The sequence below is a fragment of the Streptomyces sp. NPDC037126 genome (assembly GCF_055605965.1).
This window is the reverse complement of the sequence record NZ_JBVJTD010000018.1, coordinates 20256-43038: the sequence shown is the minus strand read 5'-3', so window position 1 is coordinate 43038 and position 22783 is coordinate 20256. Positions and strand designations below refer to the sequence as shown.

Sequence of the window (22783 nt, the reverse complement as noted above, 5' to 3'; positions counted from 1 at the left end):
CGGGCGTCAGAGGCTCTCGCGGTACTCGCGCAGGATCTTCCGTGTGCGCTGCGCGGAGGCGGCGCGGGCCGTCATGTGGTCCAGCACCTCCAGATGGGCGGCGACCTCGCGGCGCGAGTCCAGATAGAGGGCGCCGGTCAGGTACTCCGTGAACACCATGTCCGGCAGCTCCGGCTCGGCGAACCGGAACAGCGTGAACGGCGCGTACGTCCCCGGGTGCGGCCCCGCCGCGAACTCGGCTATCTGGAGCGTGACCCGGTCCCGCCCGGCGTACTCCAGCAGCCGGTCCAGTTGGTCCCGCAGCACGTCGGGGCACACGCTCACGGGGCGCCTGAGCACGGTCTCGTCCATGATCACCCAGAGGTGGGGAGGGTCGTGCCGCTCCAGCAGCCGCTGCCGCTCCATCCGCAGCGACACATGCCGTTCGACCGCCTCCGGCTCGGTCTGCCCGATCGTGCCGGCCTCCATCACCGCCCGCGCGTACGCCTCGGTCTGGAGCAGGCCGGGCACGAAGTGCGGCTCGTAGGAGCGGATGATCCGGGCGGCGCCCTCCAGGCTGACGTACAGGCTGAACCAGTCCGGGAGCACGTCGTGGAAGCGCTGCCACCAGCCCGGCTGGTTCGCCTCCTCGGCGAGCCGCACGAACGCGGACGCCTCCTCCTCGGCCACGCCGTAGGTTTCGAGCAGCACCTGAAGATAGGGGATCTTCAGCGCGACCTCGGCCATCTCCATGCGCCGTACGGTCGCCGACGCCACCCTGAGCACCCGGGCGGCCTCCTCACGGCTGAGTCCCGCCGCCTCACGCAGCTCCTGCAACCGCTTGCCCAGCACCACCTGGCCCACGGTGGGCGCAGCCCGCCGCTCACTCACGCCACGCCCTCCCCTACGCGCCGTCGTATGCGCGCAGTCTGTCACGTGACGCGGTCTCGCACACCCGGTCGAGCCGAGGAGCCGCTCACACCGGCGTCAACCCGCCAGTGTGTGCAGGTACTTGGTGGTCGCGGGGTCGGCGGGCAGGAACGTCTCGATGGCGAGTTCGGCCACGGTGACGTCCATCGGCGTGTTGAAGGTGGAGATCGAGGAGACGAACGACAGGATCCGGCCGTCGTGCTCGATCCGCAGCGGAAGCGCGAAGTACGGTACCGGCTCGTCCGGTTCGCCGCCGACCGCCTCCTCGGGCACCGGATACGCCGACACCTCCTCGTACAGGGCGCGCAGTTGGTCCGAGCGGTGCAGGGCGAGCTGCCGCTCCATCTGCGCCAGCAGGTGCCCGCGCCACTCCCGCAGGTTCCGGATGCGCGGTGCCAGTCCCTCCGGGTGCAGCGTCAGCCGCATCGCGTTCGGCGCCGGTGTCGTCAGCCGCTCCGGGACGCCCTCCAGCAGCATCGCGATGCCCCGGTTGGCGGCGACCACCGTGTAGCCGGCGTCGACCACCAGCGCCGGGTACGGCTCGTAGCCCACGATGAGCCGCTCCATGCCGTCGCGCAGCGCGTCCAGCGCCGGGTCGTCCAGCGGGGTCTCCGGATAGTGCGGGGCGTAACCGGCCGCCAGCAGCAGGGCGTTGCGCTCGCGCACCGGCACGTCCAGGTGCTCGGCGAGCCGCAGCACCATCTCCTCGCTCGGGCGGGAGCGGCCGGTCTCGATGAAGCTGATGTGCCGGGCGGAGGAGTCGGCCCGCAGCGACAGCTCCAACTGGGAGATCCGGCGCCGCTCCCGCCAGGCGCGCAGCAGTGGGCCGACCCCCTTGTCGGTGACGGCGGCGGACGCGGGGACTTCTGCGGCGACCATGGTCATGACGGCGACCCTAGTCGAGGCGCGCGTGTGGGTACGAGCCATGGCGCGCCGACGCGTCGACGGCATGGGTCAGCCCCTCGCGTGGGAGCCTGAAAACGGGTCCGCGCGTCCCGTACACGGATCACCGCCACGAAGGGAGACAGGGCCATGGCCGTCGAACCGCTGTCGCAGAAGGAGATCGAGGACCGGCTGGCCGAACTGCCCGGCTGGGCGGTGGAGGGCGACCGGCTCACCCGCTCCTACCGGCTCGGCTCGCACTTCGCGGCGGCGGCGCTGGTGGCGCACATCGCCGCCGTCCAGGACGAGCTGAACCACCACTCCGACCTCACCCTCGGCTACAACACCGTCTCCCTCGGCGTGAACACGCACAGCGCGGGCGGCGCGGTCACCGAGGCGGACTTCGGGCTCGCCCGCAGGGTGGAGGACATCGCCCCAGGTCACGGAGCACACTGAGCGATGTGCTCAATTACGACAAGGAAGCAGGCGCCTACGACGCCTCCCGCGGCGGCGAACCGCGTGCCGAGGCCGCCGCTCACGCCGTCCTCGGCCTGATACCCGACACCGCGGGCCGTCTCCTCGACACCGCCTGCGGCACCGGCCTCGTCACCCGGCGCCTCGCCGCCGCCCGCCCCGGGATGCGGGTGACCGGCGCCGACCTCACCCCCGCCATGGTCCGCATGGCGGGAGCCCGCCTGCCGGGCGTGGTCCTGCGGGCGGACAGCCGCCACCTCCCCTTCGCCCCCGGCACCTTCGACGCCGTCACCAGCATCTGGCTGCTCCATCTCCTGGACGACGCCGGGGACGTCGCCTCGGTCGTCGCCGAGTGCGCCCGGGTGCTCGCGCCCGGCGGGGTGTACGTCACCACCGTCGACAAGGCAGCCGCGCACGACGTGGGCAGTGACATCGACGCCGTCCTCGCCTCCCGCCCGGTGCGGGCCGCCTCCGACGCGGCCGGCACCGTCACCGCGCACGCCGTCCGGCACGGGCTGCGGCCCGCCGGCCGGGCCGTCTTCCGCGGCGCCGGACAGGGCCGCAGCCCCGGCGCCACCATCGCCGACCTGCGCCGCGGCTGGTTCACCCTGCTGCCGCCGGGCGAGCCGCGCACCGAGGAGTACGCCGCGCGCCTGGCCGAACTCCCGCACCAGGACCGGCCCCGCCCGGACCCCTCCTTCACCCTCCTCGCCTTCCGAAAGCCACCTGCCTGACCCGGAGGCGGCGACAGCACTCGCGTTCCGGAAGCCGTAGGCCTGGCCGGGAGGCGGCGACAGCAGGGCACCCCGGTCGCCGGGACCCGTCCATCACTCCGCTCGCGCTCCGAAAGCGACCAACCTGACCCGGAGGTGGCCACGGCACTCGCGTTCCCAAGTCACCGGCCTGACCCGGAGGTGGCAGCGGTCGGGCAACCCCGGTGGCCCGTCGTTCACGCTGCTCGCGTTCCGCAGTGACCGGCGCGACCTGGAGGCGGCGACGAGCCCCCGGCCGTACGGGGCGGTGGTGCTAGATGTCCGCCAGCCGGGCCTCCTCCAGGTCCAGGGAGCGCCGGAGGCGGCGGCGGGTGGTGTCGCTGATGCGGTGGGTGTCGTACAGGTGCTGCAGTTCGGTCGTCTCGACGGTGATCAGGTCGCGGCGCAGCCGGCGGTAGGCATGGTCGGCCGACCCCGTGGCCGTCGTGGTGCCGCCCGCCTGGGCGAGGCGGTCGCGGGCGTCGTCGAGGCGGGCGCTCAGACCGCGGCGGAGCCGGTCGAGGACGATGTCGGGGACGGCCTCCAGCTCGGCCAGCTCCTCCAGACGGGCCAGCCCCGCGTGGGCGAGGTGCGAGCGGGCCTCGATCTCCTCGCGCTCGGTGTGGGCGGGCTCCAGGGCGATGCCGGAGGCGCGGACGACCGGCGCCAGGGTGAAACCCTGCACGACCAGCGTGACCACCACGACCGACGTCGTCAGCACCAGGACGAGCGGCCGGCCGATGAGCGGACCGCCATTGCGGGCGACCTCGGGGACGGACAGGGCCGCGGCGAGCGGCATCACGCCCCGCGTGCCCGCCCAGGTCAGCACCACCGGGATCCGCCAGTTCATGCGGCCGATGCCACCCTTGCGCTGCACGACCGCCGAGAGCGGGGCGAGCCACAGCAGCCGCACGGCGACCAGGGTGGCGGCGACGGCGAGGGCGTACAGCGGCCACGCCTGGTCACCGTCGGCCAGCGCACCGACCTGCGCCGGCAGCGCGAGCCCTATCAGGGAGAAGACCACGCTCTCCAGAAGGAACACGACCGTGCCGTAGACGGCGTGCAGCTGGAGGCGTATGCGTGCGTTCGTCAGCCGGTCGCCACGCCCGCCGAGGACCACACCGGCGATCACACAGGAGGTCACGCCCGAGGTGTGCGCGGCCTCCGCCAGGAGATAGGCGGCGTACGGGGTGACCAGCGCGATCACCGTCTCCAGCACCGGATCCTCGGTACGGCGCCGGATCAGCGTCACCACGCCGGCCACGGCCGCCCCGATCACCGTGCCGCCGCCGGCCAGCAGCAGGAACTCGCCGCCCGCCGCGCCCCAGCCCGCCGCCGCGGAGGCGATGGCGATGCCTGCGGCCACCCGGACCAGCACCAGCGAGGTGGCGTCGTTGAACAGGCTCTCCGCCTGGACGAGGACCTGCACCCGCGGCGGCAGGGCGAGCCTGCGGCCGAGCGCGGTCACCGCCACCGGATCGGTGCTGGCCAGCACCGCGCCCAGCACGAACGCCATCCGCCAGGACAGGGGAGTGACCATGGCGGCGACCGCGCCGACGGCCGCCGCGGAGGCCAGGACCAGGCCGATCGCCAGTATCCCGACCGGTTTCCACACCGCGCGCAGCTCGCGCCAGGGCATCTCCTCGGCGCTGGCGTACAGCAGGGGCGGGAGCACGACGAGGGCGATGACCTGCGGACTGATCTCGATCCGGGGAGTGCCCGGCAGCAGCGCGACGGCGAGTCCGGCGACGACCAGCACGGAGGGCGCGGGCATCCGCCACCGGCGCGCGAAGGTGGCCACCACGGTGGCCAGAACGACCAGACCGAGTACGGTACCGACGCCGCGCATGCCGTCCCCCTGGGGGCTGAAGGGGAGACGCTCTGACTCCCCTGCCGACCAGACTTCCCGGCACACCGCCTTCACTCTATCGGGCCAGTGCCCGTCGACGGAGTGTCAGGGTGCGGTGACCAGCCCCCGCCGGATCGCGCGCTCCACCGGCGAGTACGCGCCGTCCGCCCGGTCCAGCTCGTACGGCACCGCCGGGTACAGCGGCGGCTGCGCCATGAAGCGCGGCCGGGTGCCGTGGTGCGGCTGCGCCGCGTGCACGAGGAAGGGGTGGCACAGATAGACGTCACCGGGGCGCCCGGTGGCGTACGCGAGGGGGCGGTGGGCCGTGGCCTCGACCAGCGCCGGGGCGATCTCCAGCCCCGACACGCCCGCCTCGCCGTACGGCTCCAGCAGCGGCGGCACGTCCAGGTGCGAGCCGACCCGGATCCGGGTCGGCGCGTCCTCCTCGGTCACCTCGCTGAACAGGAAGAGCATCAGCAGCGCCCGGTCCTTCGAGCGCAGGTTGGTGTGATACCAGGTCGCGCCCTCGGGCAGATAGCTGCCCTCGATGTGCCAGCCGGCGTCGTCCGGCTCCTCGGTGTGCGGGAAGCGCAGCGGAAGGGTGCCCAGCGAATAGCGCGGCACCCAGCGCCGCTCGCCCACCAGCAGATCGAACGCCTCGTGCAGCACGGGGGAGTTGGCGGCGGCCGCGAACGGGCCCTGCGCCATGTCGCCGAGCCGGACCACCGGCTCCCGCCAGGTGCCCGGGTCCTCGGGGTCGTACCCCGTCTCCCGCCACAGCAGCCGCGCGCAGTCCTCGGCGACGCGGGGCGGGACCGCGCGCTCGATCTTCACGAAGCCGTCGTCGAGGAAGCGTGCTGCGAGGTCGTCGTCCACGGGACCCATGCTGCGGCCGGAGCCCGCCCCCGCGCACCTTGTTTTTTGCGGCACCGGCAACAGAGGTTGCCGTGCGAGGGGGCGCCGTCGCAGGCTTGGCCCATCCGAGCGGAGAGGCCGATCACCATGGCACATGACCACCACGCACAGCACACCGACCACACGCACCACGGCCACGGGGGCAGCACCGACTGGGGCGCGCTGGCGGCGCTGCTGGAGGCCGAGGCGGAGCTGTTCGCGCCGGCGTACGCGCGGGCGATGGCCTGGCTGGGCGAGGAGGTCACCGCACCCGGACTGATCGTCGACGCGGGCAGCGGCCCCGGTGTGATCGCCGGCCTGTTCGCGGAGACGTTCCCCGGCGCCAGGGTGGTCGCCGTCGACGCCTCCGAGCCGTTGCTGGAGCGCGCCCGGGACCGGGCCCGCCGGCTCGGCGTCGCCGACCGCTTCGGTACCCTCGCCGGTGACCTCCCCGGCGTTCTGGAGGGGCTGGAATACCCGGCGGACCTGCTGTGGGCCAGCCGCAGTCTGCACCACCTCGGCGACCAGCAGGCCGCCCTCGCCGCGTTCGGCGCCCGGCTGGCCCCCGGCGGCACGCTGGCCGTGATGGAGGGTGGCCTGCCCACCCGTTACCTGCCGCGCGACCTGGGCTTCGGCCGCCCCGGACTGCAGGCCCGACTCGACGCCGTGCAGGAGGACCGCTTCGCGCGGATGCGCGCCGACCTGCCCGGCGCCGTCGCGGAGGCCGAGGACTGGCCGGCCCTGCTGGCCGCGGCGGGCCTGAAGCACACCGGTACCCGCAGCTTCCTGGTCGACGTGCCCGCCCCCGTCCCGGACCGGGCCCGCGCCTTCGTCGCCGGTGTGCTGGGCCGTACCCGCGAGATCCACGCCGACGCCCTGGACGCCGAGGACCTCGCCACCCTGGACCGCCTCCTCGATCCGGCCGACCCCCAGAGCGTGCACCGCCGCCCCGACGTCTTCGTCCTGACGGCCCACACGGTGCACCGGGCGGTACGGCCGGTCTGAACGCGGCCCGTCGCCTCCTCTGCCGAGGCCGAACCGCCTTGCTCTTCAAACGACTTGACTTGAAGAGCGCTCCAAGTGATGGACTCGGGGTCTCACCGGCACACAGGGGGAACGACGTGAACGACTCACCGGTCGCACTCATCACCGGCGGCGCCACGGGCATCGGGGCCGCGGTGGCGCGGCAACTGCTCGGCGCCGGGTACCGGGTCACCGTCACCGGCCGTTCGGAGCGGCGGCTGCGGGACTTCGCCGAGGGACTCGGCGATCCGGAAGACCTGCTCACGGTGGCAGGCAACGCCTCCGTCTTCGAGGACGTGCGGGAGGTGGTCGAGGGCACCCTCAAGGCGTACGGCCGGCTGGACACCGTCATCGCCAACGCGGGCTTCGCCACCCACGACTCGGTCGCCGACGGCGACCCGGCCGGCTGGACCGAGATGGTGCTCACGAACGTCCTCGGCCCGGCCCTGCTCGTCCGCGCGTCCGTCGAGGCGCTGAAGGAGACGCACGGCCGGATCGTCCTCGTCGGCAGTGTCGCCGGGTTCGTGAACACGCCCGGCAACCTCTACGGCGCCACCAAGTGGGCGGTCACCGGACTCGCCGAGAACACCCGGCGCCAGGTCACGGAGTTCGGCGTCGGAGTCACGCTGATCGCCCCCGGCCGGGTGGAGACCCCCTTCTGGGACGGCAACGGCGGCCTGCCTCCGGGGCACCTGCTGACCGCCGAGCAGATCGCGGACTCGATCGTCTGGGCGATCCGGCAGCCGGCCGGGGTCGACGTCAACACCGTGGTCGTACGCCCGCTGGGTCAGCCCAACTGACGTACGAGCGGTGTCAGTTGTTGTGCAGGAACTGCTGGGCCAGCTGGTTCCCGAGGGAGACCGCCGCGCCGTGGCTCTCGATGGGGGAGACCTTGGAGTTCTTGAACAGGATGTAGGTCACGCCCGAGTCGGCGCCGCCGGTGGCCGGATCAGGGTCGATGCCGAGCGCCTTGGCGGTGGCGTACGACGCCTCGCCGATGATCTTCGTGGGGCCGGTGTCGCCGACGACGGCGTACTCGACCTTGTTGCCGTAGACGACCGCGACCACACCGCCGCCCTTGATGCCCGCGCCGGAGTAGTTCCAGATGCCGCTGGCGCTCGGGACCACGACGTACGGCAGCGACTCCGCCTTCAGCGGCTTGCCGTCGGACTGGTGGAACGCGGTGTCGTCCTGGTACCAGGGGTCGCGGCTGCTGTTGCAGTCGGTGGTGGTCTGGCCGTCGCAGTCGATGTCCATGTCGGCCTTCCAGAACACCGCGCCGTTCTTGCCGCACACCGGGACCGTGGCGGAGGTCTCGTCGTCGGTCTTGTACTTGCCGTTGGATATCTGCGAACAGGTCTTCACCTTGGCGAGCAGGTCGGCCGCGCTGACCGTGCCCTCCTGGGCGGACTTCGGCGCGGGGGCCGCGGAGGCGTGTGCGGGGAGGAGCCCCGCGGCGAGGAGCGCGGCCCCGGAGGCCGTGGCGAGGGTCAGTGATCGAAGACGCACTGTGGGGGACCCTTCTGTTAGGAAAGTTTCCTTACCAGGTGCCGCCCAAGGTGGACCCATTTACGTGTCCTCGTCAACCCTGCGGTGGCGAACTCCCGTTGTCCGCGCGGATTGCGGTGGTTCGCGACCATGGTGAGACTGGGGAGGGGGACGTTCCGGACATCCGGAGGCGAGGCGCATGTTCGTACGCGCGGTGTACGCGACCGGCGATCCGGCGCACCTGAGTACGGCCGTCCGGGCCCTGAACACCGAGGGGCACGACCTGCTCGAGGAGCGGCCCGGCTACCGGGGAGCGGGCGTCTTCGTCGACCGCGAGCTCGGCAAACTGCTCACGGTGAGCTGGTGGGAGTCCGAGACGGCGCGGCACAACAGCGACGAGGTGATGCGCCAGCGGCGGCCCGCCCTGCTGCAGCCCTTCGCGGGGACCCTGTCGGTCGAGAACTACGAGGTCGCCGTCTTCCACCCCGGCCACCGGCCGGTCACCGGCGGCGGACTACGGGTCACCAGGGTCGAGTTCGCGCCGGCCGACGCGGACCTGGCCGCCGAGACGTTCCACGCCAATGTGCTGCCCCGGCTGGAGGTGCTGCCCGGATTCGCCGGCACGGCCCTGTTCCTGGACCGCGAGCGCGGACACGGCATGACCGGCGTGATCTTCACCGACCGCCACGCCCTGGCCGCGTCCCGCACCGGTCAGGCGGCGGTGCGCCGCGAGGCCGCCGCCAAGGCGCATGTCACGGTGGTCGGCCTGGAGGAGTTCGAGGTGCTCCACGCGGCCGTCCGCGCCGACTGAGCGCCCGCCCGCGGGAGCGTCGGCGCGGCCGTCCGCCCCGCCACCCGGGCGGGAGGGACGGACGCGCGGCGGACGCGTGGTCAGCCCAGGTCGAAGGCCGCGGGGTCGGGGCCCAGGCGCCGGTCCTCGTTGAGCGCGCTGATCGCCGCGAGGTCCTCGTCGTCCAGGCTGAAGTCGAACACCTCGATGTTCTCCCTGATCCGGGATGGGGTCACGGACTTGGGGATCACGACGTTGCCCAGCTGGACGTGCCAGCGCAGCACCACCTGGGCCGGGGTGCGGCCGTGCTTCTGCGCGATCGCCACGATCGCGGGCACCTCCAGCAGGCCCTTGCCCTGGCCGAGCGGCGACCAGGCCTCGGTCGCGATGCCCTGCTCCGCGTGGAACTCACGGGCGGCGTGCTGCTGCAGGTGCGGGTGCAGCTCGATCTGGTTGACCGCCGGGACGACGGAGCTCCGGGAGAGGAGCCGCTGCAGGTGCTCGGGAAGGAAGTTGGACACGCCGATGGCGCGGACGCGGCCGTCGGCGAGCAGCTTCTCGAACGCCTTGTAGCTGTCGGGGAACTTGTCCCGGGCGGGCAGCGGCCAGTGGATCAGGTACAGGTCGACGTAGTCGAGACCCAGTTTCTCCAGCGACGCGTCGAAGGCGCGCAGCGTGGAGTCGTACCCCTGGTCGCTGTTCCAGAGCTTGGTGGTGACGAAGACTTCCTCGCGCGCCAGGCCGGAGGCGGCGATGGCCTTGCCGGTGCCCTCTTCGTTGCCGTAGATCGCGGCTGTGTCGATGCTGCGGTACCCGGCCTCCAGCGCCGTGGCGACGGCCCGCTCGGCCTCGTCGTCCGGCACCTGCCACACGCCGAAGCCCAGCTGGGGCATCTCGACGCCGTTGTTGAGGATGATCGGGGGGACCTTGCTGCTCACGAGCTCTCTGATCCTTCGGTTGTCGACAGGTACTACTCCCATCGTCAACGATCACACACCCCGATGCATTCCTGACCCGCGGGCCCCACCTGACCGACCGGCGAGTCGGTCACCGCGGGCGAAGGGTGGCCGAAAACGTATGGGGGCGCGGTCAGGTCCGGTAGAGGGCCTCGACCTCGCGGTCGTACGCCTTCTCGATCGCCTTCCGTTTCAGCTTCAACGACGGCGTCAGCAGGCCGTGTTCCTCGGTGAACGGCTGCGCGAGTATGCGGAAGGTGCGGATCGACTCGGCCTGGGAGACGAGGGTGTTGGCGGCGACCACCGCGCGCCGCACCTCCATCTCCAGGTCCGGGTCGCGCACCAGGTCGGCCGGTGCCAGCGGCGGCTTGCCGCGCATCTGCAGCCAGTGCTCGACGGCCTCCTGGTCGAGGGTGACCAGGGCGGCGATGTAGGGGCGGTCGTTGCCGACCACGATGCACTGGCTCACCAGCGGATGATCACGCACCCGCTCCTCCAGCACGCCGGGGGAGACGCTCTTGCCGCCGGAGGTCACGAGGATCTCCTTCTTGCGGCCCGTGATGGTCAGGTAGCCGTCCTCGTCCAGGGAGCCGAGGTCGCCGGTGGCCAGCCAGCCGTCGTGCAGGGACTGGTCGGTGGCCTTGGGGTTGTTGAGGTAGCCCTGGAAGACGTTGCCGCCGTGCAGCCAGATCTCGCCGTCGTCGGCGATGTGCACGGTCGTCCCGGGGATGGCCTGGCCAACGGTGCCGTAACGGGTGCGCTCGGGCGGGTTCGCGGTCGCCGCGGCCGTCGACTCGGTCAGGCCGTAGCCCTCGTAGATCTGCACGCCCGCGCCCGCGAAGAACAGCCCGAGGCGGCGGTCCATCCCCGAGCCGCCGGACATCGCGTTCCTGATCCGGCCGCCCATCGCCGCGCGCACCTTCGCGAACACGAGCTTGTCGAAGAACTGGTGCTGCATGCGCAGCCCCGCCGACGGGCCCGGTCCGATGCCCCAGGCCTTGGCCTCCACGGCCTCCGCGTACTTCACCGCGATGTCGACCGCCTTCTCGAAGGGCCCCGACTTGCCCTCCTTCTCCGCCTTGCGCCGGGAGGCGTTGAAGACCTTCTCGAAGATGTACGGCACGGCGAGGATGAACGTCGGCCGGAACGCCTGCAGGTCGGGCAGCAGGGCGGCGGCGTTCAGCTGCGGCTGGTGGCCGAGGCGGACCTTGCCGCGGATGGTGGCGACCTCGACCATCCGCCCGAAGACATGGGCGAGCGGCAGGAACAGCAGCGTCGAGGCCTCGTCGCCCTTCTTGGAGTGGAACACCGGCTCCCAGCGCCCCACCACGCTGTCCGCCTCGTACATGAAGTTCCCGTGCGAGAGCACGCAGCCCTTGGGGCGGCCCGTGGTGCCCGAGGTGTAGATGATCGTCGCGACGGATTCCGGGGTGACCGCCTGCCGGTGCCGGTGCACCACCTCGTCGTCCAGGTGCGCGCCCGCGTCGTACAGCTCCTGCACGCAGCCGGAGTCCAGCTGCCACAGCTGCCGCAGGTGCGGGAGCCGGTCGATGACGGTGGCGATGGTCATCGCGTGGTCCTCGTGCTCCACGATCGCGGCCGTGCACTCGGCGTCGTAGAGCATCCAGAAGCACTGTTCGGCCGACGACGTGGGATAGACGGGCACGACCTGGGCGCCGATGGTCCACAGCGCGAAGTCGAACAGCGTCCACTCGTAACGGGTGCGGGACATGATCGCGACCCGGTCGCCGAACCGGATCCCGCCGGCGAGGAGTCCCTTGGCCAGGGCGAGGACCTCGTCGCGGAACTCCGCGGCGGTCACGTCGCGCCACTGCCCCGAGGCGTCCTTGCGGCCGAGGGCGACGTGCAGCGGGTCCGACTGGGCATGCTCGAAGACCACGTCGGCCAGACCGCCCACCGGCGGTGCCGACGTGAGCGGCGGGTTGGTGAACTCGCGCAATCCTCGCTCCCCGTTCCTCGCTCCTTGGTCACGCCCGTGATGCTCGGCACAGCGCCGTGAAAGCTACCCCACGCGTTGACCGGAAGGGAGGGGTGCGGAAACCGAGCAAACCTCACGTTTTTCCCCGCCGCTGTCCGGAAAATGCCCTCACATGGGGAAGGGCCGGACACAATACTGACGGGTCAGTAAGTTTCGGTGCCGTAATCTCCACCGAATCTGTACGCGCCGATTACGGCCCCCGACCGCACGTCGCAGGCCCCCTCGGCCCGGTCAGCCGCCCCGGCGGTGCAGCCGCTCCCCGCCCGCCAGTACGGCCGCGGCCAGCGCGTTCGCCGCGCCCTCCGCCGCGCCCCGGCGCCGGCCGTGGACGAGGACGAAGTCGACCTTTCCCAGCTCCGGCAGCCCGGCACGGTCCGGGAGGCGGAACAGCCCCGGCGGGATCAGCCGGCGGGAGTGGGCCATCACGCCGAGCCCCGCGCGGGCCGCGGCGATCAGCCCGTTGAGGCTGCCGCTCGTGCACACGATCCGCCACTGGCGGCCCTCCCGCTCCAGGGCCTCCAGAGCCCGGGCCCGGGTGAGGCCGGGCGGCGGGTAGACGATCAGCGGCACCGGGCGGTCGGCGTCCAGGCGCAGCCGCTCGGCGCCGATCCACACCAGGTCGTCGCGCCAGACCAGCGAGCCGCGCGGGTCCTCGGGGCGCCGCTTGGCCAGCACCAGGTCGAGCTTCCCGGCGGCCAGCTGCTCGTGCAGCGTCCCGGACAGCTCCACGGTGAGCTCCAGGTCGACCTCCGGATGGTCGTAGCGGAAACCCTCGAGGATCTCCGGCAGCCGGGTGAGGACGAAGTCCTCCGAGGCGCCGAACCGCAGCCTGCCCCGCACCCGGGTGCCGGTGAAGAACGCCGTCGCCTGCTCGTGCACCTCCAGGAGCCGGCGCGCGAAGCCCAGCATCGCCTCGCCGTCCTCGGTCAGCTCCACGGAGTGGGTGTCCCGGGAGAACAACTGGCGCCCCGCCGCGTCCTCCAGCCTGCGCACATGCTGGCTGACCGTGGACTGGCGCAGCCCCAGCCGGCGGGCCGCCTGGGTGAAGCTGAGCGTCTGGGCGACCGCGAGGAAGGTGCGCAGCTGCGTCGGGTCGTACACGGTCCGAGCCTATCGCCGATCGTGATGGCAGTCAGAGTGGTATGTGGGATTCCCGATCGAGGCGGGGGAGAGGACGATGGAGAGGGCCCGGGCCCTGGCCCGGACCGGACCGGGACCGGGACGGCACAAGAGCGACGCACAGTTATCGGAGCACCGTGAGAAGCCTGCGCTGGCCGAGTTGGATGCCGATCGACCCGTACATCGTGCTGCTGCTCGGCACGGTGGGCCTCGCCGCGCTGTTCCCGGCCCGGGGGACGGGCGCCGACGTGGCCTCGGGCGCGTCCACGGCCGCGATCGCCTTCCTCTTCTTCCTCTACGGCACCCGGCTGTCCACCCGGGAGGCGCTCGACGGACTGCGCCACTGGCGGCTCCACGTCACCGTGCTGGCCTGCACGTTCGTCGTCTTCCCGGTGCTCGGGCTGGCGTCGCGCGGACTGGTGCCGGTGCTGCTGACCCAGCCGCTGTACCAGGGCCTGCTGTTCCTGACGCTGGTGCCGTCCACGATCCAGTCGTCCATCGCCTTCACCTCGATCGCGCGCGGAAACGTGCCCGCCGCGATCTGCGCGGGCTCCTTCTCCTCACTGGTCGGCATCGTGGTCACGCCGCTGCTGGCCGCCGGGCTGCTCGGCAGCAGCGGCGGCGGATTCTCCGCCGACTCGCTGGTCAAGATCGTCCTGCAGCTGCTGGTGCCGTTCCTCGCCGGGCAGGTGCTGCGGCGGTGGATCGGCGGCTTTGTCGCCCGGCACAAGAAGGTCCTCGGCCTGGTCGACCGCGGCTCGATCCTGCTGGTCGTCTACACCGCGTTCAGCGAGGGCATGACCCAGGGCATATGGCACCAGGTCAGCCCCGTGCGGCTGGGCGCGCTGCTCGTCGTCGAGGCCGCGCTGCTCGCCGTGATGCTCGTGCTCACCTGGTACGGCGGCAGGGCGCTCGGCTTCGGCCGGGAGGACCGGATCGCCATCCAGTTCGCCGGCTCCAAGAAGTCCCTCGCCTCGGGGCTGCCGATGGCGAGCGTCCTCTTCGGCGCCCACGCCTCCCTGGCCGTACTGCCGCTGATGCTCTTCCACCAGATGCAGCTGATGGTGTGCGCGGTCATCGCCAAGCGCCGGGCCCGCGATCCCCAGGGCGGCGCCGCCTCAGCCGCCGACACGGTCCAGGGGCAGCCACAGCACGGTGTCCTTCGGTGACCGCAGGACCCTCGGGTCCGCCAGCTCCCGGTCGGTCAGCGCCCGGTCCCACACGTGCACCTCGTCGATCGCGCCCGTGAAGAAGGCCCGGCTGTCCATGCGCTGACCGATGTGCACGCCGAACGGCGAGTTGCGGCTGACCGAACCCGGCACGTCGGCGACCGAGGACTGCGCGCCGTCGACGGACAGCGACAGCCGGCCGCCGCCCCGGCGCAGCACCGCGTGGTGCCACCGGCCGTCGTCGTACGCGCCGCTCGTGCGGACGTACGCGGTCGCCGGGGCCGCGGCCCCGTCCCGCACGGTGATCAGGCCCTGGATCCGGTCGTTCGCCGGCTCTCCGCGCAGCCACACCTGCGGCTCGGTGGTGCCGACCCCGCCCATCCACAGCAGCGGCTGCTCCCCGGTGGCCGCCGTGTACCGGAACCACAGGGACGCCGTGAAGCCCCCGGTCCCGAGCGGCAGCCGGGGGCTGTACGGCAGCCGTACGGCGTCGTCGGTGCCGTCGAGGGCGAGCGCGCCGCCGGCGACCCCGTCCGTCTTCTCGGCGCCGCCGAGCACCGCGGCGGGCCGGGCGTGCGGGGCCAGGTCGGGGGTGAGGGGGTCCGGGCCGCGGCGCGGGGCGAGCCAGTCCTCGGTGAAGCGGGCGAAGCGGATCTCGTCGCGGGCGTCCACCGCCCCGCCCTCGTAGACCAGGCCCACCGTGTCCCCGTCCACGCGCACGAGGTCGGAGTAGCCGGACCAGTCCGTGGTGACGACCGTGCCGCGGTCCACACTGTCCCAGGTGCGGCCGCCGTCCCAGGAGGACCTGATCATCATCGTGCGGCGCCGGTCGGGGTCGCCGGGGCAGGCCAGCAGGATGCGGTCGCCGAGCCGCAGCATCGACCCCTGCACCTGCGGCGCGTACAGGTCGGGCAGGTCGTGGAAGGGCGCCGTGAAGCTGCCGCCGCCGTCGCGGCTGAGCGCCTCGGTGCGGTGGCCGAGGTCGGTGCCGTCCTGTTCCCGGCCGCTGACCAGGACCGAGCCGTCGCCGCGTTCGGCGAGGGTCAGCTCGGACGGCTTCTGCCGGAAGGTGCCGTCGGCGGCGACGGGCCAGGTGTCGGTGGCGCCGATCCGCCAGTGGCCGCCGTGGTCGTCGCTGACGACGAGCGCCGCGTGGTTGGCGGTGACCCGGCTGCCGTCCCAGGTCTCGGCGTTGACCCCGAGGACCAGCCGGCCCGCGTACCGGCCCCGGGCCAGCTGGATGCCGTGCACGGGTCCGGTCGCGTACCAGGAGTTCCAGTCGGCGGGCAGGATCTCCGGGCTCAGATCGCGCGGCGCCGACCAGGTCAGGCCGTCGTCGTCGCTGTACTGCAGGTGCGGGGTGCGGTCGCACGGGACCGAGCAGCTCGCGCTGTCCGTGCGGCCGGTGTTGTAGGTCTCGGCGAGCCAGATCCGGCCGGTGTCGCGGTCCACGACCGGTGCCGGGTTGCCGTGGGTGTCGCCGCCGCCCTCGTCGACGACCCGCAGCGGGCCCCAGGTGCGGCCGCCGTCGGTCGACCGCTTGACCACGACATCGATGTCGGCCGCGTCCCCGCAGTTGAGGACCCGGCCCTCGGCGAACGCGAGCAACGTGCCGTCGGTCGTCCGGACGACCGCCGGTATCCGGAAGCAGGCGTAGCCGGGGTCCTGGGAGGCCTTGAACAGGATCTGCTGCTCGAACTCCGCTGCCGCGGCCGCGCCGCGGGCGGCGGCCTGACGGGCGGACAGGAGCGACAGGAACGGCAGGAGGAGTGCGGCCACCGCGAGGGTCACGGCGGTGCGTGCGGATCCAGGACGGGCGCGAAGACCTGACGGCACGTACGACCTGCCCTTCGTCGGCCGGACATCTGGACATCCGGACATCCAACGTCCAACGTGCGCCCCATCGACGGTAGTTGCGCCTCCCGCACCCCACAAGAAGCGTGCGTGCACTTACGGGCGCAGGACGACCTTGCCGAGGTTGGCCCGCGTCTCGATCACCGCGTGTGCCCGGGCCGCCTCGTCGAGCCCGAACTCCGCGTGCACGACGGGCCGGACGGCGCCCTCTGCGAACAGCCGCCACAGCTCCCGGCGCCACCGCTCGTACAACTCGGGCCGGCCCCGGGCGATCAGCGCCATCTGGAAGCCGATCACCGACTTGGCGCCCACCAGCAGGTCGTACGCCCGGACGGTGCCGCCGCCCGAGCTGTAGGCGACCAGCCGGCCGTGCGGGGCGAGTGACGCGAGCGCGGGCGTGAGCAGATCGCCGCCGACGGCGTCCAGGACGCAGTCGAACGGCTTCCCCCAGTCGTCCTCGCCGTAGTGCACGCACCCGTCCGCGCCCAGGGAGCGGACGAACCCCGCCTTGGCCGGGCCGGAGACGGCCCCCACCACGCGGCCCGCGCCCCGCACCCGCGCGAGCTGCACCGCGAGCTGCCCGACCCCGCTCGCCGCGGCCGTGACCAGGACCGACTCACCCGGCTCGGGGCGGGCCGCGGTCAGCGCGCCGAGCGCCACCAGACCGCCGCGCACCAGCGCGACCGCATCCACGGCGGTGGCGCCGTCCGGCACCGCACTGGTCATGTCCTCCCGCAGCAGGGCGAACTCGGCGTATCCGTGGCCGAAGCACAGCCCGGTGACCCGGTCGCCCGTACGGAACCGGGTCACCTCATCGCCGACCGCCACCACCTCACCGGCCAGCTCACCGCCCAGCGGGATCGGCTCGGCGGCCTCGGTGACCTTGCGGACCACCGGCAGGGTGACCCCGACCGCCTCGCAGCGCACCAGCAGCTCCCGGGGGCCGGGCTCCGGGACGGGGGCCTCCTCCAGGAACAGCGGGCCGCCGGCGGACTCGTACCGGACGCGACGCATCGCACCTCCACGGCCGGGCGACCCGGCCACATCGATCGTTGGGAGTACCCACGATTTCGTTGGGAGGCCCAACGGTAGCGGCCGTTCGTGGGGAAGTCCAACGATTCTGGATAGGCTGGGCCCCATGGCCGAAGCCCCCCTGTCCGCGATCCGCTCCCTGCCCAGCTGGCTCCTCGGCCGGGCCGCCGCGCGGGGCCGCGCCCTGGTCGCCGACGCCCTCGCCGCCGAGGGCCTGAAGATGTGGCACCACGTGGTCCTGTCCGCCGTGCGCGACCTCGCCCCCGTCGCCCAGGCCGACCTCGGCCGCGGGGTCGGCCTCGACCCCAAGGACGTCGTGGGCGTCCTGAACGACCTCCAGTCCGCGGGCCTGGTGGTCCGCGCCCCCGACCCCCGCGACCGGCGCAAGAACGCCGTGTCCCTCACCGACGACGGCGCCCGGCTCCTCGCGCGCTGCGAACGGGCGGCCCGCGCGGCCAACGACGAGCTGCTCGCCCCGCTGACGGCCGCCGAACGCGATCAGTTCACGGGCCTGTTGATCCGGATTTCCGGCACGGACGGCTGACGACGGCTAACGTTCCGTCATGACCGCAGCTCCCGTGCTCGATCCGCAGCGCACCGCCCTCCTCCTCGTCGACCTGATGGAACGCATCGTCGCGCTGCCCCTGGAACCCCACAAGGGCTTCGACGCCCTCGCGCGAGCCGAGGAGTTGGCGGCCGCGTTCCGCTCGGCCGGAGCGCCCGTGGCGGTGGTCCGGACCGAGCGGCCCGGCGTCGCCGAACAGCCGCCCGGCAGCGGGCTGGTGCCCGGCCTGCTCCGCGACGGCGACCTGGAGGTGGTCAAGCGGACCATCGGCGCCTTCCTCGGCACGGGCCTGGACGAGCGGCTGCGTGAACGCGGCGTCACCACGCTGGTGTTCGCCGGCATCGCCACCAACCTCGGCGTCGAGTCCACCGCACGCGCCGCCGCCGACCTCGGCTACGACCTCGTCTTCGTGTCCGACGCGATGGCGGCGCTCACGGCCGCCGAACACGAGGCGTCGGTCCGGCTGGACTTCCCGCGCCTGGGCACGGTGGTCGCGACGGCGGAGGTACGGTTCGCGCCCTGAGCCGAGCCGGTTCACGGCCGAGTGCAAGGCGGGGCTCGTGGCCGAGTTCGGGGCCACGAGGCGTCGGTCCGGCTGGACTTCCCCCGGCTGGGGACCGTGGTCGCGACGGCGGAGGTACGGTTCGCGCCCTGAGCCGAGCCGGTTCACGGCCGAGTGCAAGGCGGGGCTCGTGGCCGAGTTCGGGGCCACGAGGCGTCGGTCCGGCTGGACCTCCCCCGGCTGGGGACCGTGGTCACGACGGCGGAGGTACGGTTCGCGCCCTGAGCCGAGCCGGTTCACGGCCGAGTGCAAGGCGGGGCTCGTGGCCGAGTTCGGGGCGGGGCCCCGGGGCACCCTCGCCGGAGCGGGCCCGGCGATCGAGGTGGTTGCCCGGTCGAGGTGGCGGCCTGGCCGAGGCGGTTGTACGGCCGAGGTGGAGCCCCGGGGCGCAGGCGGGCGCTGTTCGCCGGGCGCGGCGGCGGCCGAGCTCGTCCGGAGTCCGAACCCATCCCGAGCCCGGCCCGAGTCCTGAGTCCTGAGTCCGAGCCCATTCCTCAACCGAGCCCGAATGCGTACCGAGTTCGAGCCCATCCCGCAACCGAGCCCGTCCCCAGTTGTCAACCGAGCCCGCCCCCAGTCCGGGCCCGAACGCGTCCTGAGCCCGAACGCGTCCCGAGTTCGAGCCCATCCGGCAACCGAGCCGACCCGGCGTCCGGGGCGGCTCCGCGACCGAATCCCCCGCAGACGGGTCCCGCGGCCCGGGGGAGCCCTCGCGACGGAGCCGCTCGCCGATCGAGGCGGCTGTACGGCCGAGGCGAGGCCCCGGGGCGCTGTTCGCTGGGCCGGGCTCCGTCACCGTGCCCGGGTGGAGCGGTCAGTGCTGGCGGTCAGCCCTGGGTGGCCGCTTGCTGCAGGGCGATCCGGTCCTCGCCCGCGTACACGTTCATCGAGGCGCCCCGCAGGAAGCCCACCAGCGTCAGGCCGCTCTCCGCGGCCAGGTCCACCGCGAGCGACGACGGCGCCGACACCGCCGCCAGCACCGGGATCCCGGCCATCACGGCCTTCTGTGCCAGCTCGAACGACGCCCGCCCGGAAACCAGCAGGAGCGCCCGCGACAGCGGGAGGCCGCCCTGCTGCAGCGCCCGCCCCACCAGCTTGTCGACCGCGTTGTGTCGGCCCACGTCCTCCCGTATGTCCAGCAGTTCCCCGTCCTCGGTGAACAGGGCGGCCGCGTGCAGCCCCCCGGTCCGGTCGAACACCCGCTGGGCCGCGCGCAGCCGGTCCGGCAGGCTCGCCAGCAGCTCGGGGGTGACCCGGACGGGCGGGGTGTCGGCGATCGGCCAGCGGGCGGTCGTCCGCACGGCCTCCAGACTCGCCTTGCCGCACAGCCCGCACGAGGAGGAGGTGTAGACGTTCCGCTCCAGCGAGAAGTCCGGCAGGGTGACGCCCGGTGCGGTCTTCACGTCGACCACGTTGTAGGTGTTGGAACCGTCCGCGGTCGCCCCCGCGCAGTAGACGATGTTCTGCAGGTCGGACGCGGCGGCCAGCACGCCCTCGCTCACCAGGAAGCCCGCCGCCAGCGCGAAGTCGTCGCCCGGGGTGCGCATGGTGATCGCGAGCGGTTTGCCGTTCAGCCGGATCTCCAGGGGTTCCTCGGCGACGAGCGTGTCCGGCCGGGTGGAGACGGCCCCGTCCCGGATCCGGAGGACCTTGCGTCGTTCCGTGACTCGTCCCATGTTCTGATCAGCCCCGGTTCTGTACGTGCTGGTAGCCGAAACGGCCCTTGATGCGGAGATTGCCGTGGGCCACCGGGCTGTCGTGCGGCGAGGTGACCTTCACGATCTCATTGTCCTGCACATGGAGGGTGAGACCGCAGCCCGCTCCGCGGTAGGCACACACCGTCATGGTGCGCGTCTGCCCCGACTCGTCCCAGGTACCCGCCGCCGGCATGCCGAGCGCACGCGCTGGCCTTCAGGCCCAGGAAGACGTACTCCACCGGGCCGACGGGTCTTCCTGGGCCTTTCGGGGCCTTCTGGGGCCTGAGGGAAGCCGACAACTCGGATGCCCGTTTCCTGTGGCTTCACCTGCCCTCGTACCCGCGAGTCACTGATCAGACTGATGAATCCCGCTATCCACGGCAACGAGGGGGACCCCGTCATGAACGGCTCGCGCATCGCGGCCATCGGCCACTACCAGCCCGCCAGGGTGCTCACCAACGAGGACCTGGCGGCCATGGTCGACACCAGCGACGAGTGGATCCGCAGCCGGGTGGGCATCCGCACCCGGCACCTCGCGGGCCCCGACGAGCCGGTCGACGAACTGGCCGCGCACGCCGCCGCCAAGGCCCTCGCCGCCGCCGGACTCACCCCCGCCGACATCGACCTGGTCCTGGTCGCCACCTCCACCGCGATCGACCGGTCCCCGAACACCGCCGCCCGGGTCGCGGCCCGGCTCGGCATCCCGGGGCCCGCCGCGATGGACGTCAACGTGGTGTGCGCCGGATTCACCCACGCCCTGGCCACCGCCGACCACACGGTCCGCGCCGGCGCGGCCACCCGGGCGCTGGTCATCGGCGCCGACAAGATGTCCGAGGTCACCGACTGGGCCGACCGCAGCACCTGCGTCCTCGTCGGCGACGGCGCCGGGGCCGCCGTGGTCGAGGCCTGCGCGCCGGAGGAGCAGCCCGGGATCGGGCCCGTGCTGTGGGGCTCGGTGCCCGAGATGGGGCACGCGGTCCGGATCGAGGGCACGCCCCCGCGGTTCGCGCAGGAGGGCCAGAGCGTCTACCGCTGGGCCACCACCCAGTTGCCCGCCGTCGCCCGCCGCGCCTGCGAGCGGGCCGGGGTGGCCCCCGAGGAACTCGCCGGCGTCGTCCTCCACCAGGCCAACCTGCGCATCATCGAACCCCTCGCCGCGAAGATCGGCGCCGTCAACGCCGTGATCGCCCGTGATGTCACCGAGTCGGGCAACACCTCCGCCGCCAGCATCCCGCTCGCCTTCTCCAAGCTCGTCGAGCAGGGGGCGCTCTCGGGCGGCGACCCGGTGCTGCTGTTCGGCTTCGGCGGCAACCTCTCGTACGCGGGCCAGGTCGTGCACTGCCCGTGACCTGTGACGGGGCCCCGCACGACGATGTGACGCGTACCAGTCCCGCTTCCCCGGGCGATTGTGGGCAGTAGCCTGTAGACGAAAGACAATCGACACCGGCGTTCGCGGCGCCCGGCCGGGTACGGCCCGCCGGGAGGGGGGACCGTGATGTTGTCCGCCGGACTGCCGCAGGGGTCGGTACCCAAGCTGGAACGGCCAGGCCCGCTGCGCGATCGCGTGTACGAGGCCCTGCTCGAACTCATCAGCACCCGCGCGCTCCGCCCCGGCCAGCATCTCGTCGAGAGCGAACTCGCGGGACACCTGGGCGTCTCCCGGCAGCCGGTGCGCGAGGCGCTGCAGCGGCTCAACACCGAGGGCTGGGTCGATCTGCGGCCCGCGCAGGGCGCGTTCGTGCACGAGCCGACCGAGGAGGAGGCCGACCAGCTCCTCACCGTCCGCACCCTCCTGGAGACGGAGGCGGCCCGGCTCGCCGCGGCGAACGCGGGCAGCGCGGGCATCGCCGTCCTCGAAGAGCTGTGCCAGGAGGGCGAGAAGGCCGTCGCCGCCGACGACGTGGAAGGCGCCGTCGCCCTGAACGCCCGCTTCCACGCCAAGATCATGGAACTGGCCGGCAACACGGTCCTGTCCGGCCTCGCCGCTCAGGTCGACCGCAGGGCCAGCTGGTACTACACCCCCGTGGCCCGTCTGCGCGGCCGCCAGTCCTGGATCGAGCACCGCGAACTGATCGCGGCCATCGCCTCCCGCGACGAACAGCGCGCGACCAAGATCATGCGCACCCACACCGAGCACACCCGCCGCACGTACCAGACCCACGCCACGTCCTGAGGCGCCACCCGCGACGTCCTGAGGCCGCGCCTGCCCAGTTCCACCGCCCCGACCCCGGCCCACTGACCAACGCGGCGAAGGCCGAGGAGCTCACGGACCAGGTGGGCAAAGACCATGGACTGGACCGCCGTGCCTTCCCGCATCCTCCCGGGCCAGGACACGACCGACTGCCCACCCCTTCACGCCGCTCGCCCCACCGCACCGCCCTCGTCCCCGCCAATACCAAGCGGAACCCTCCGGGCCGGTGGACACGATAGTCCTGGCCGTCCCAGGTCGACACGGGGGCGGAACTGCTGGCGGCCATAAACGCGTCCAATGGAGCCCTGGCCGCCACCCTCTCCACCGACGACGGCGCCACCTACGACCGACTGGCCCCCCAGATCCGCGCCCTCAAGACGGGCCACGGCACGCCCCGCTCCCGTGGCGACCGCGACGAACTCTTCGTCGGCCTCTAGGTGCCTCCTCCCGGCACGGCGCCTTCGTAAGAGGCGCCCTCCTGATCCGATCGGTCACCCACGGCCCGGTCGGGAGCGCCCGCCGGGCAACTTCCCGAAGCACCAGCCCACGCCGGGACTGTCACGGCCGTACACGCAAGA

Annotated in this window: 21 protein-coding genes and 2 pseudogenes; 11 read left to right on the top strand and 12 right to left on the bottom strand. The window is 72.8% G+C overall.

Going from position 1 to position 22783, the window contains the following annotated elements; genetic code table 11:
- Positions 1-6: 6 nt before the first annotated feature.
- Together ACZ7FF_RS32095 and ACZ7FF_RS32090 are read right to left on the bottom strand one after the other, a co-directional pair.
- A complete protein-coding gene (locus tag ACZ7FF_RS32095) occupies positions 7-870 on the bottom strand; it encodes a helix-turn-helix domain-containing protein (RefSeq protein ID WP_470816611.1) in 864 nt (287 codons plus the stop codon).
- A 96-nt stretch (positions 871-966) separates the two neighbouring features.
- Positions 967-1794: a helix-turn-helix domain-containing protein gene (locus ACZ7FF_RS32090; protein ID WP_470816609.1), complete on the bottom strand. Its 828-nt coding sequence runs from the start codon at positions 1792-1794 to the stop codon at positions 967-969.
- 147 nt (positions 1795-1941) lie between these two features.
- Here ACZ7FF_RS32090 and ACZ7FF_RS32085 point away from each other — a divergent pair, with 147 nt between their 5' ends.
- Complete coding sequence (locus tag ACZ7FF_RS32085; protein ID WP_470816607.1) at positions 1942-2247, top strand: 4a-hydroxytetrahydrobiopterin dehydratase; 306 nt, start codon at positions 1942-1944, stop codon at positions 2245-2247.
- Positions 2248-2252: 5 nt separating this feature from the next.
- Complete coding sequence (locus ACZ7FF_RS32080) at positions 2253-2999, top strand: class I SAM-dependent methyltransferase (RefSeq protein WP_470816606.1); 747 nt, start codon at positions 2253-2255, stop codon at positions 2997-2999.
- Between the two features lie 292 nt (positions 3000-3291).
- Here ACZ7FF_RS32080 and ACZ7FF_RS32075 read toward each other — a convergent pair whose 3' ends face one another.
- Positions 3292-4866, bottom strand: a complete 1575-nt coding sequence (locus ACZ7FF_RS32075) for a Na+/H+ antiporter (protein WP_470816603.1) — start codon at positions 4864-4866, stop codon at positions 3292-3294.
- Positions 4867-4971: 105 nt separating this feature from the next.
- Positions 4972-5751 carry a phytanoyl-CoA dioxygenase family protein gene (locus tag ACZ7FF_RS32070; protein ID WP_470816602.1) on the bottom strand — a complete coding sequence of 260 codons (780 nt, stop codon included), beginning with the start codon at positions 5749-5751 and terminating at the stop codon, positions 4972-4974.
- 117 nt (positions 5752-5868) lie between these two features.
- Here ACZ7FF_RS32070 and ACZ7FF_RS32065 point away from each other — a divergent pair, with 117 nt between their 5' ends.
- Positions 5869-6765, top strand: coding sequence for a class I SAM-dependent methyltransferase (locus ACZ7FF_RS32065; protein WP_470816601.1), 897 nt, complete (start codon positions 5869-5871; stop codon positions 6763-6765).
- 116 nt (positions 6766-6881) lie between these two features.
- On the top strand, positions 6882-7583 hold the full coding sequence (locus ACZ7FF_RS32060; RefSeq protein WP_470816599.1) for an SDR family oxidoreductase: 702 nt from the start codon (positions 6882-6884) through the stop codon (positions 7581-7583).
- A gap of 13 nt (positions 7584-7596) precedes the next feature.
- On the opposite strand, the gene ACZ7FF_RS32055 is transcribed toward ACZ7FF_RS32060, so the two are convergent.
- A complete protein-coding gene (locus ACZ7FF_RS32055; protein WP_470816597.1) occupies positions 7597-8292 on the bottom strand; it encodes a glycoside hydrolase family 75 protein in 696 nt (231 codons plus the stop codon).
- A gap of 178 nt (positions 8293-8470) precedes the next feature.
- Here ACZ7FF_RS32055 and ACZ7FF_RS32050 point away from each other — a divergent pair, with 178 nt between their 5' ends.
- Positions 8471-9082, top strand: coding sequence for a hypothetical protein (locus ACZ7FF_RS32050; protein WP_470816595.1), 612 nt, complete (start codon positions 8471-8473; stop codon positions 9080-9082).
- An 80-nt stretch (positions 9083-9162) separates the two neighbouring features.
- On the opposite strand, the gene ACZ7FF_RS32045 is transcribed toward ACZ7FF_RS32050, so the two are convergent.
- The 3 genes from ACZ7FF_RS32045 to ACZ7FF_RS32035 all read right to left on the bottom strand — a co-directional run bounded on the left by ACZ7FF_RS32045 (position 9163) and on the right by ACZ7FF_RS32035 (position 13117).
- Positions 9163-9999: an aldo/keto reductase gene (locus ACZ7FF_RS32045; RefSeq protein WP_470816593.1), complete on the bottom strand. Its 837-nt coding sequence runs from the start codon at positions 9997-9999 to the stop codon at positions 9163-9165.
- A gap of 151 nt (positions 10000-10150) precedes the next feature.
- Positions 10151-11977, bottom strand: a complete 1827-nt coding sequence (locus ACZ7FF_RS32040; RefSeq protein ID WP_470816592.1) for an AMP-dependent synthetase/ligase — start codon at positions 11975-11977, stop codon at positions 10151-10153.
- A 270-nt stretch (positions 11978-12247) separates the two neighbouring features.
- Positions 12248-13117 (bottom strand): LysR substrate-binding domain-containing protein, encoded by an 870-nt coding sequence (locus ACZ7FF_RS32035; protein WP_470816590.1) that lies wholly within the window; start codon positions 13115-13117, stop codon positions 12248-12250.
- Positions 13118-13272: 155 nt separating this feature from the next.
- On the opposite strand from ACZ7FF_RS32035, the gene ACZ7FF_RS32030 reads away from it, so the two are divergent.
- The gene (locus ACZ7FF_RS32030) at positions 13273-14304 is read left to right on the top strand and encodes a bile acid:sodium symporter family protein (RefSeq protein ID WP_470816589.1); all 1032 of its coding nucleotides are present in this window, start codon (positions 13273-13275) and stop codon (positions 14302-14304) included.
- On the opposite strand, the gene ACZ7FF_RS32025 is transcribed toward ACZ7FF_RS32030, so the two are convergent.
- On the bottom strand, positions 14254-16140 hold the full coding sequence (locus tag ACZ7FF_RS32025) for an exo-alpha-sialidase (RefSeq protein ID WP_470816588.1): 1887 nt from the start codon (positions 16138-16140) through the stop codon (positions 14254-14256). The genes ACZ7FF_RS32030 and ACZ7FF_RS32025 overlap by 51 nt on opposite strands.
- A gap of 114 nt (positions 16141-16254) precedes the next feature.
- Positions 16255-17172 carry a quinone oxidoreductase family protein gene (locus ACZ7FF_RS32020; protein WP_470816586.1) on the bottom strand — a complete coding sequence of 306 codons (918 nt, stop codon included), beginning with the start codon at positions 17170-17172 and terminating at the stop codon, positions 16255-16257.
- Between the two features lie 124 nt (positions 17173-17296).
- Here ACZ7FF_RS32020 and ACZ7FF_RS32015 point away from each other — a divergent pair, with 124 nt between their 5' ends.
- A complete protein-coding gene (locus tag ACZ7FF_RS32015) occupies positions 17297-17734 on the top strand; it encodes a MarR family winged helix-turn-helix transcriptional regulator (RefSeq protein ID WP_470816585.1) in 438 nt (145 codons plus the stop codon).
- 19 nt (positions 17735-17753) lie between these two features.
- Positions 17754-18278 carry an isochorismatase family protein gene (locus ACZ7FF_RS32010; RefSeq protein ID WP_470816583.1) on the top strand — a complete coding sequence of 175 codons (525 nt, stop codon included), beginning with the start codon at positions 17754-17756 and terminating at the stop codon, positions 18276-18278.
- 866 nt (positions 18279-19144) lie between these two features.
- Here the strand turns inward: ACZ7FF_RS32010 and fdhD are convergent.
- Together fdhD and ACZ7FF_RS32000 are read right to left on the bottom strand one after the other, a co-directional pair.
- Positions 19145-19993, bottom strand: coding sequence for a formate dehydrogenase accessory sulfurtransferase FdhD (gene fdhD / locus ACZ7FF_RS32005; RefSeq protein WP_470816582.1), 849 nt, complete (start codon positions 19991-19993; stop codon positions 19145-19147).
- 7 nt (positions 19994-20000) lie between these two features.
- Positions 20001-20207, bottom strand: a pseudogene (locus tag ACZ7FF_RS32000) (2Fe-2S iron-sulfur cluster-binding protein); the annotation flags it as partial.
- 207 nt (positions 20208-20414) lie between these two features.
- Between ACZ7FF_RS32000 and ACZ7FF_RS31995 the strand changes: the two are divergent.
- The 3 genes and pseudogenes from ACZ7FF_RS31995 to ACZ7FF_RS31985 all read left to right on the top strand — a co-directional run.
- Positions 20415-21362, top strand: a complete 948-nt coding sequence (locus tag ACZ7FF_RS31995; RefSeq protein WP_470816853.1) for a beta-ketoacyl-ACP synthase III — start codon at positions 20415-20417, stop codon at positions 21360-21362.
- 147 nt (positions 21363-21509) lie between these two features.
- Complete coding sequence (locus ACZ7FF_RS31990) at positions 21510-22187, top strand: GntR family transcriptional regulator (protein WP_470816851.1); 678 nt, start codon at positions 21510-21512, stop codon at positions 22185-22187.
- A pseudogene (locus ACZ7FF_RS31985) lies at positions 22160-22757 on the top strand (aldehyde dehydrogenase family protein); the annotation flags it as partial. The gene ACZ7FF_RS31990 and the pseudogene ACZ7FF_RS31985, both read left to right, overlap by 28 nt.
- Between the last annotated feature and the right edge of the window lie 26 nt (positions 22758-22783).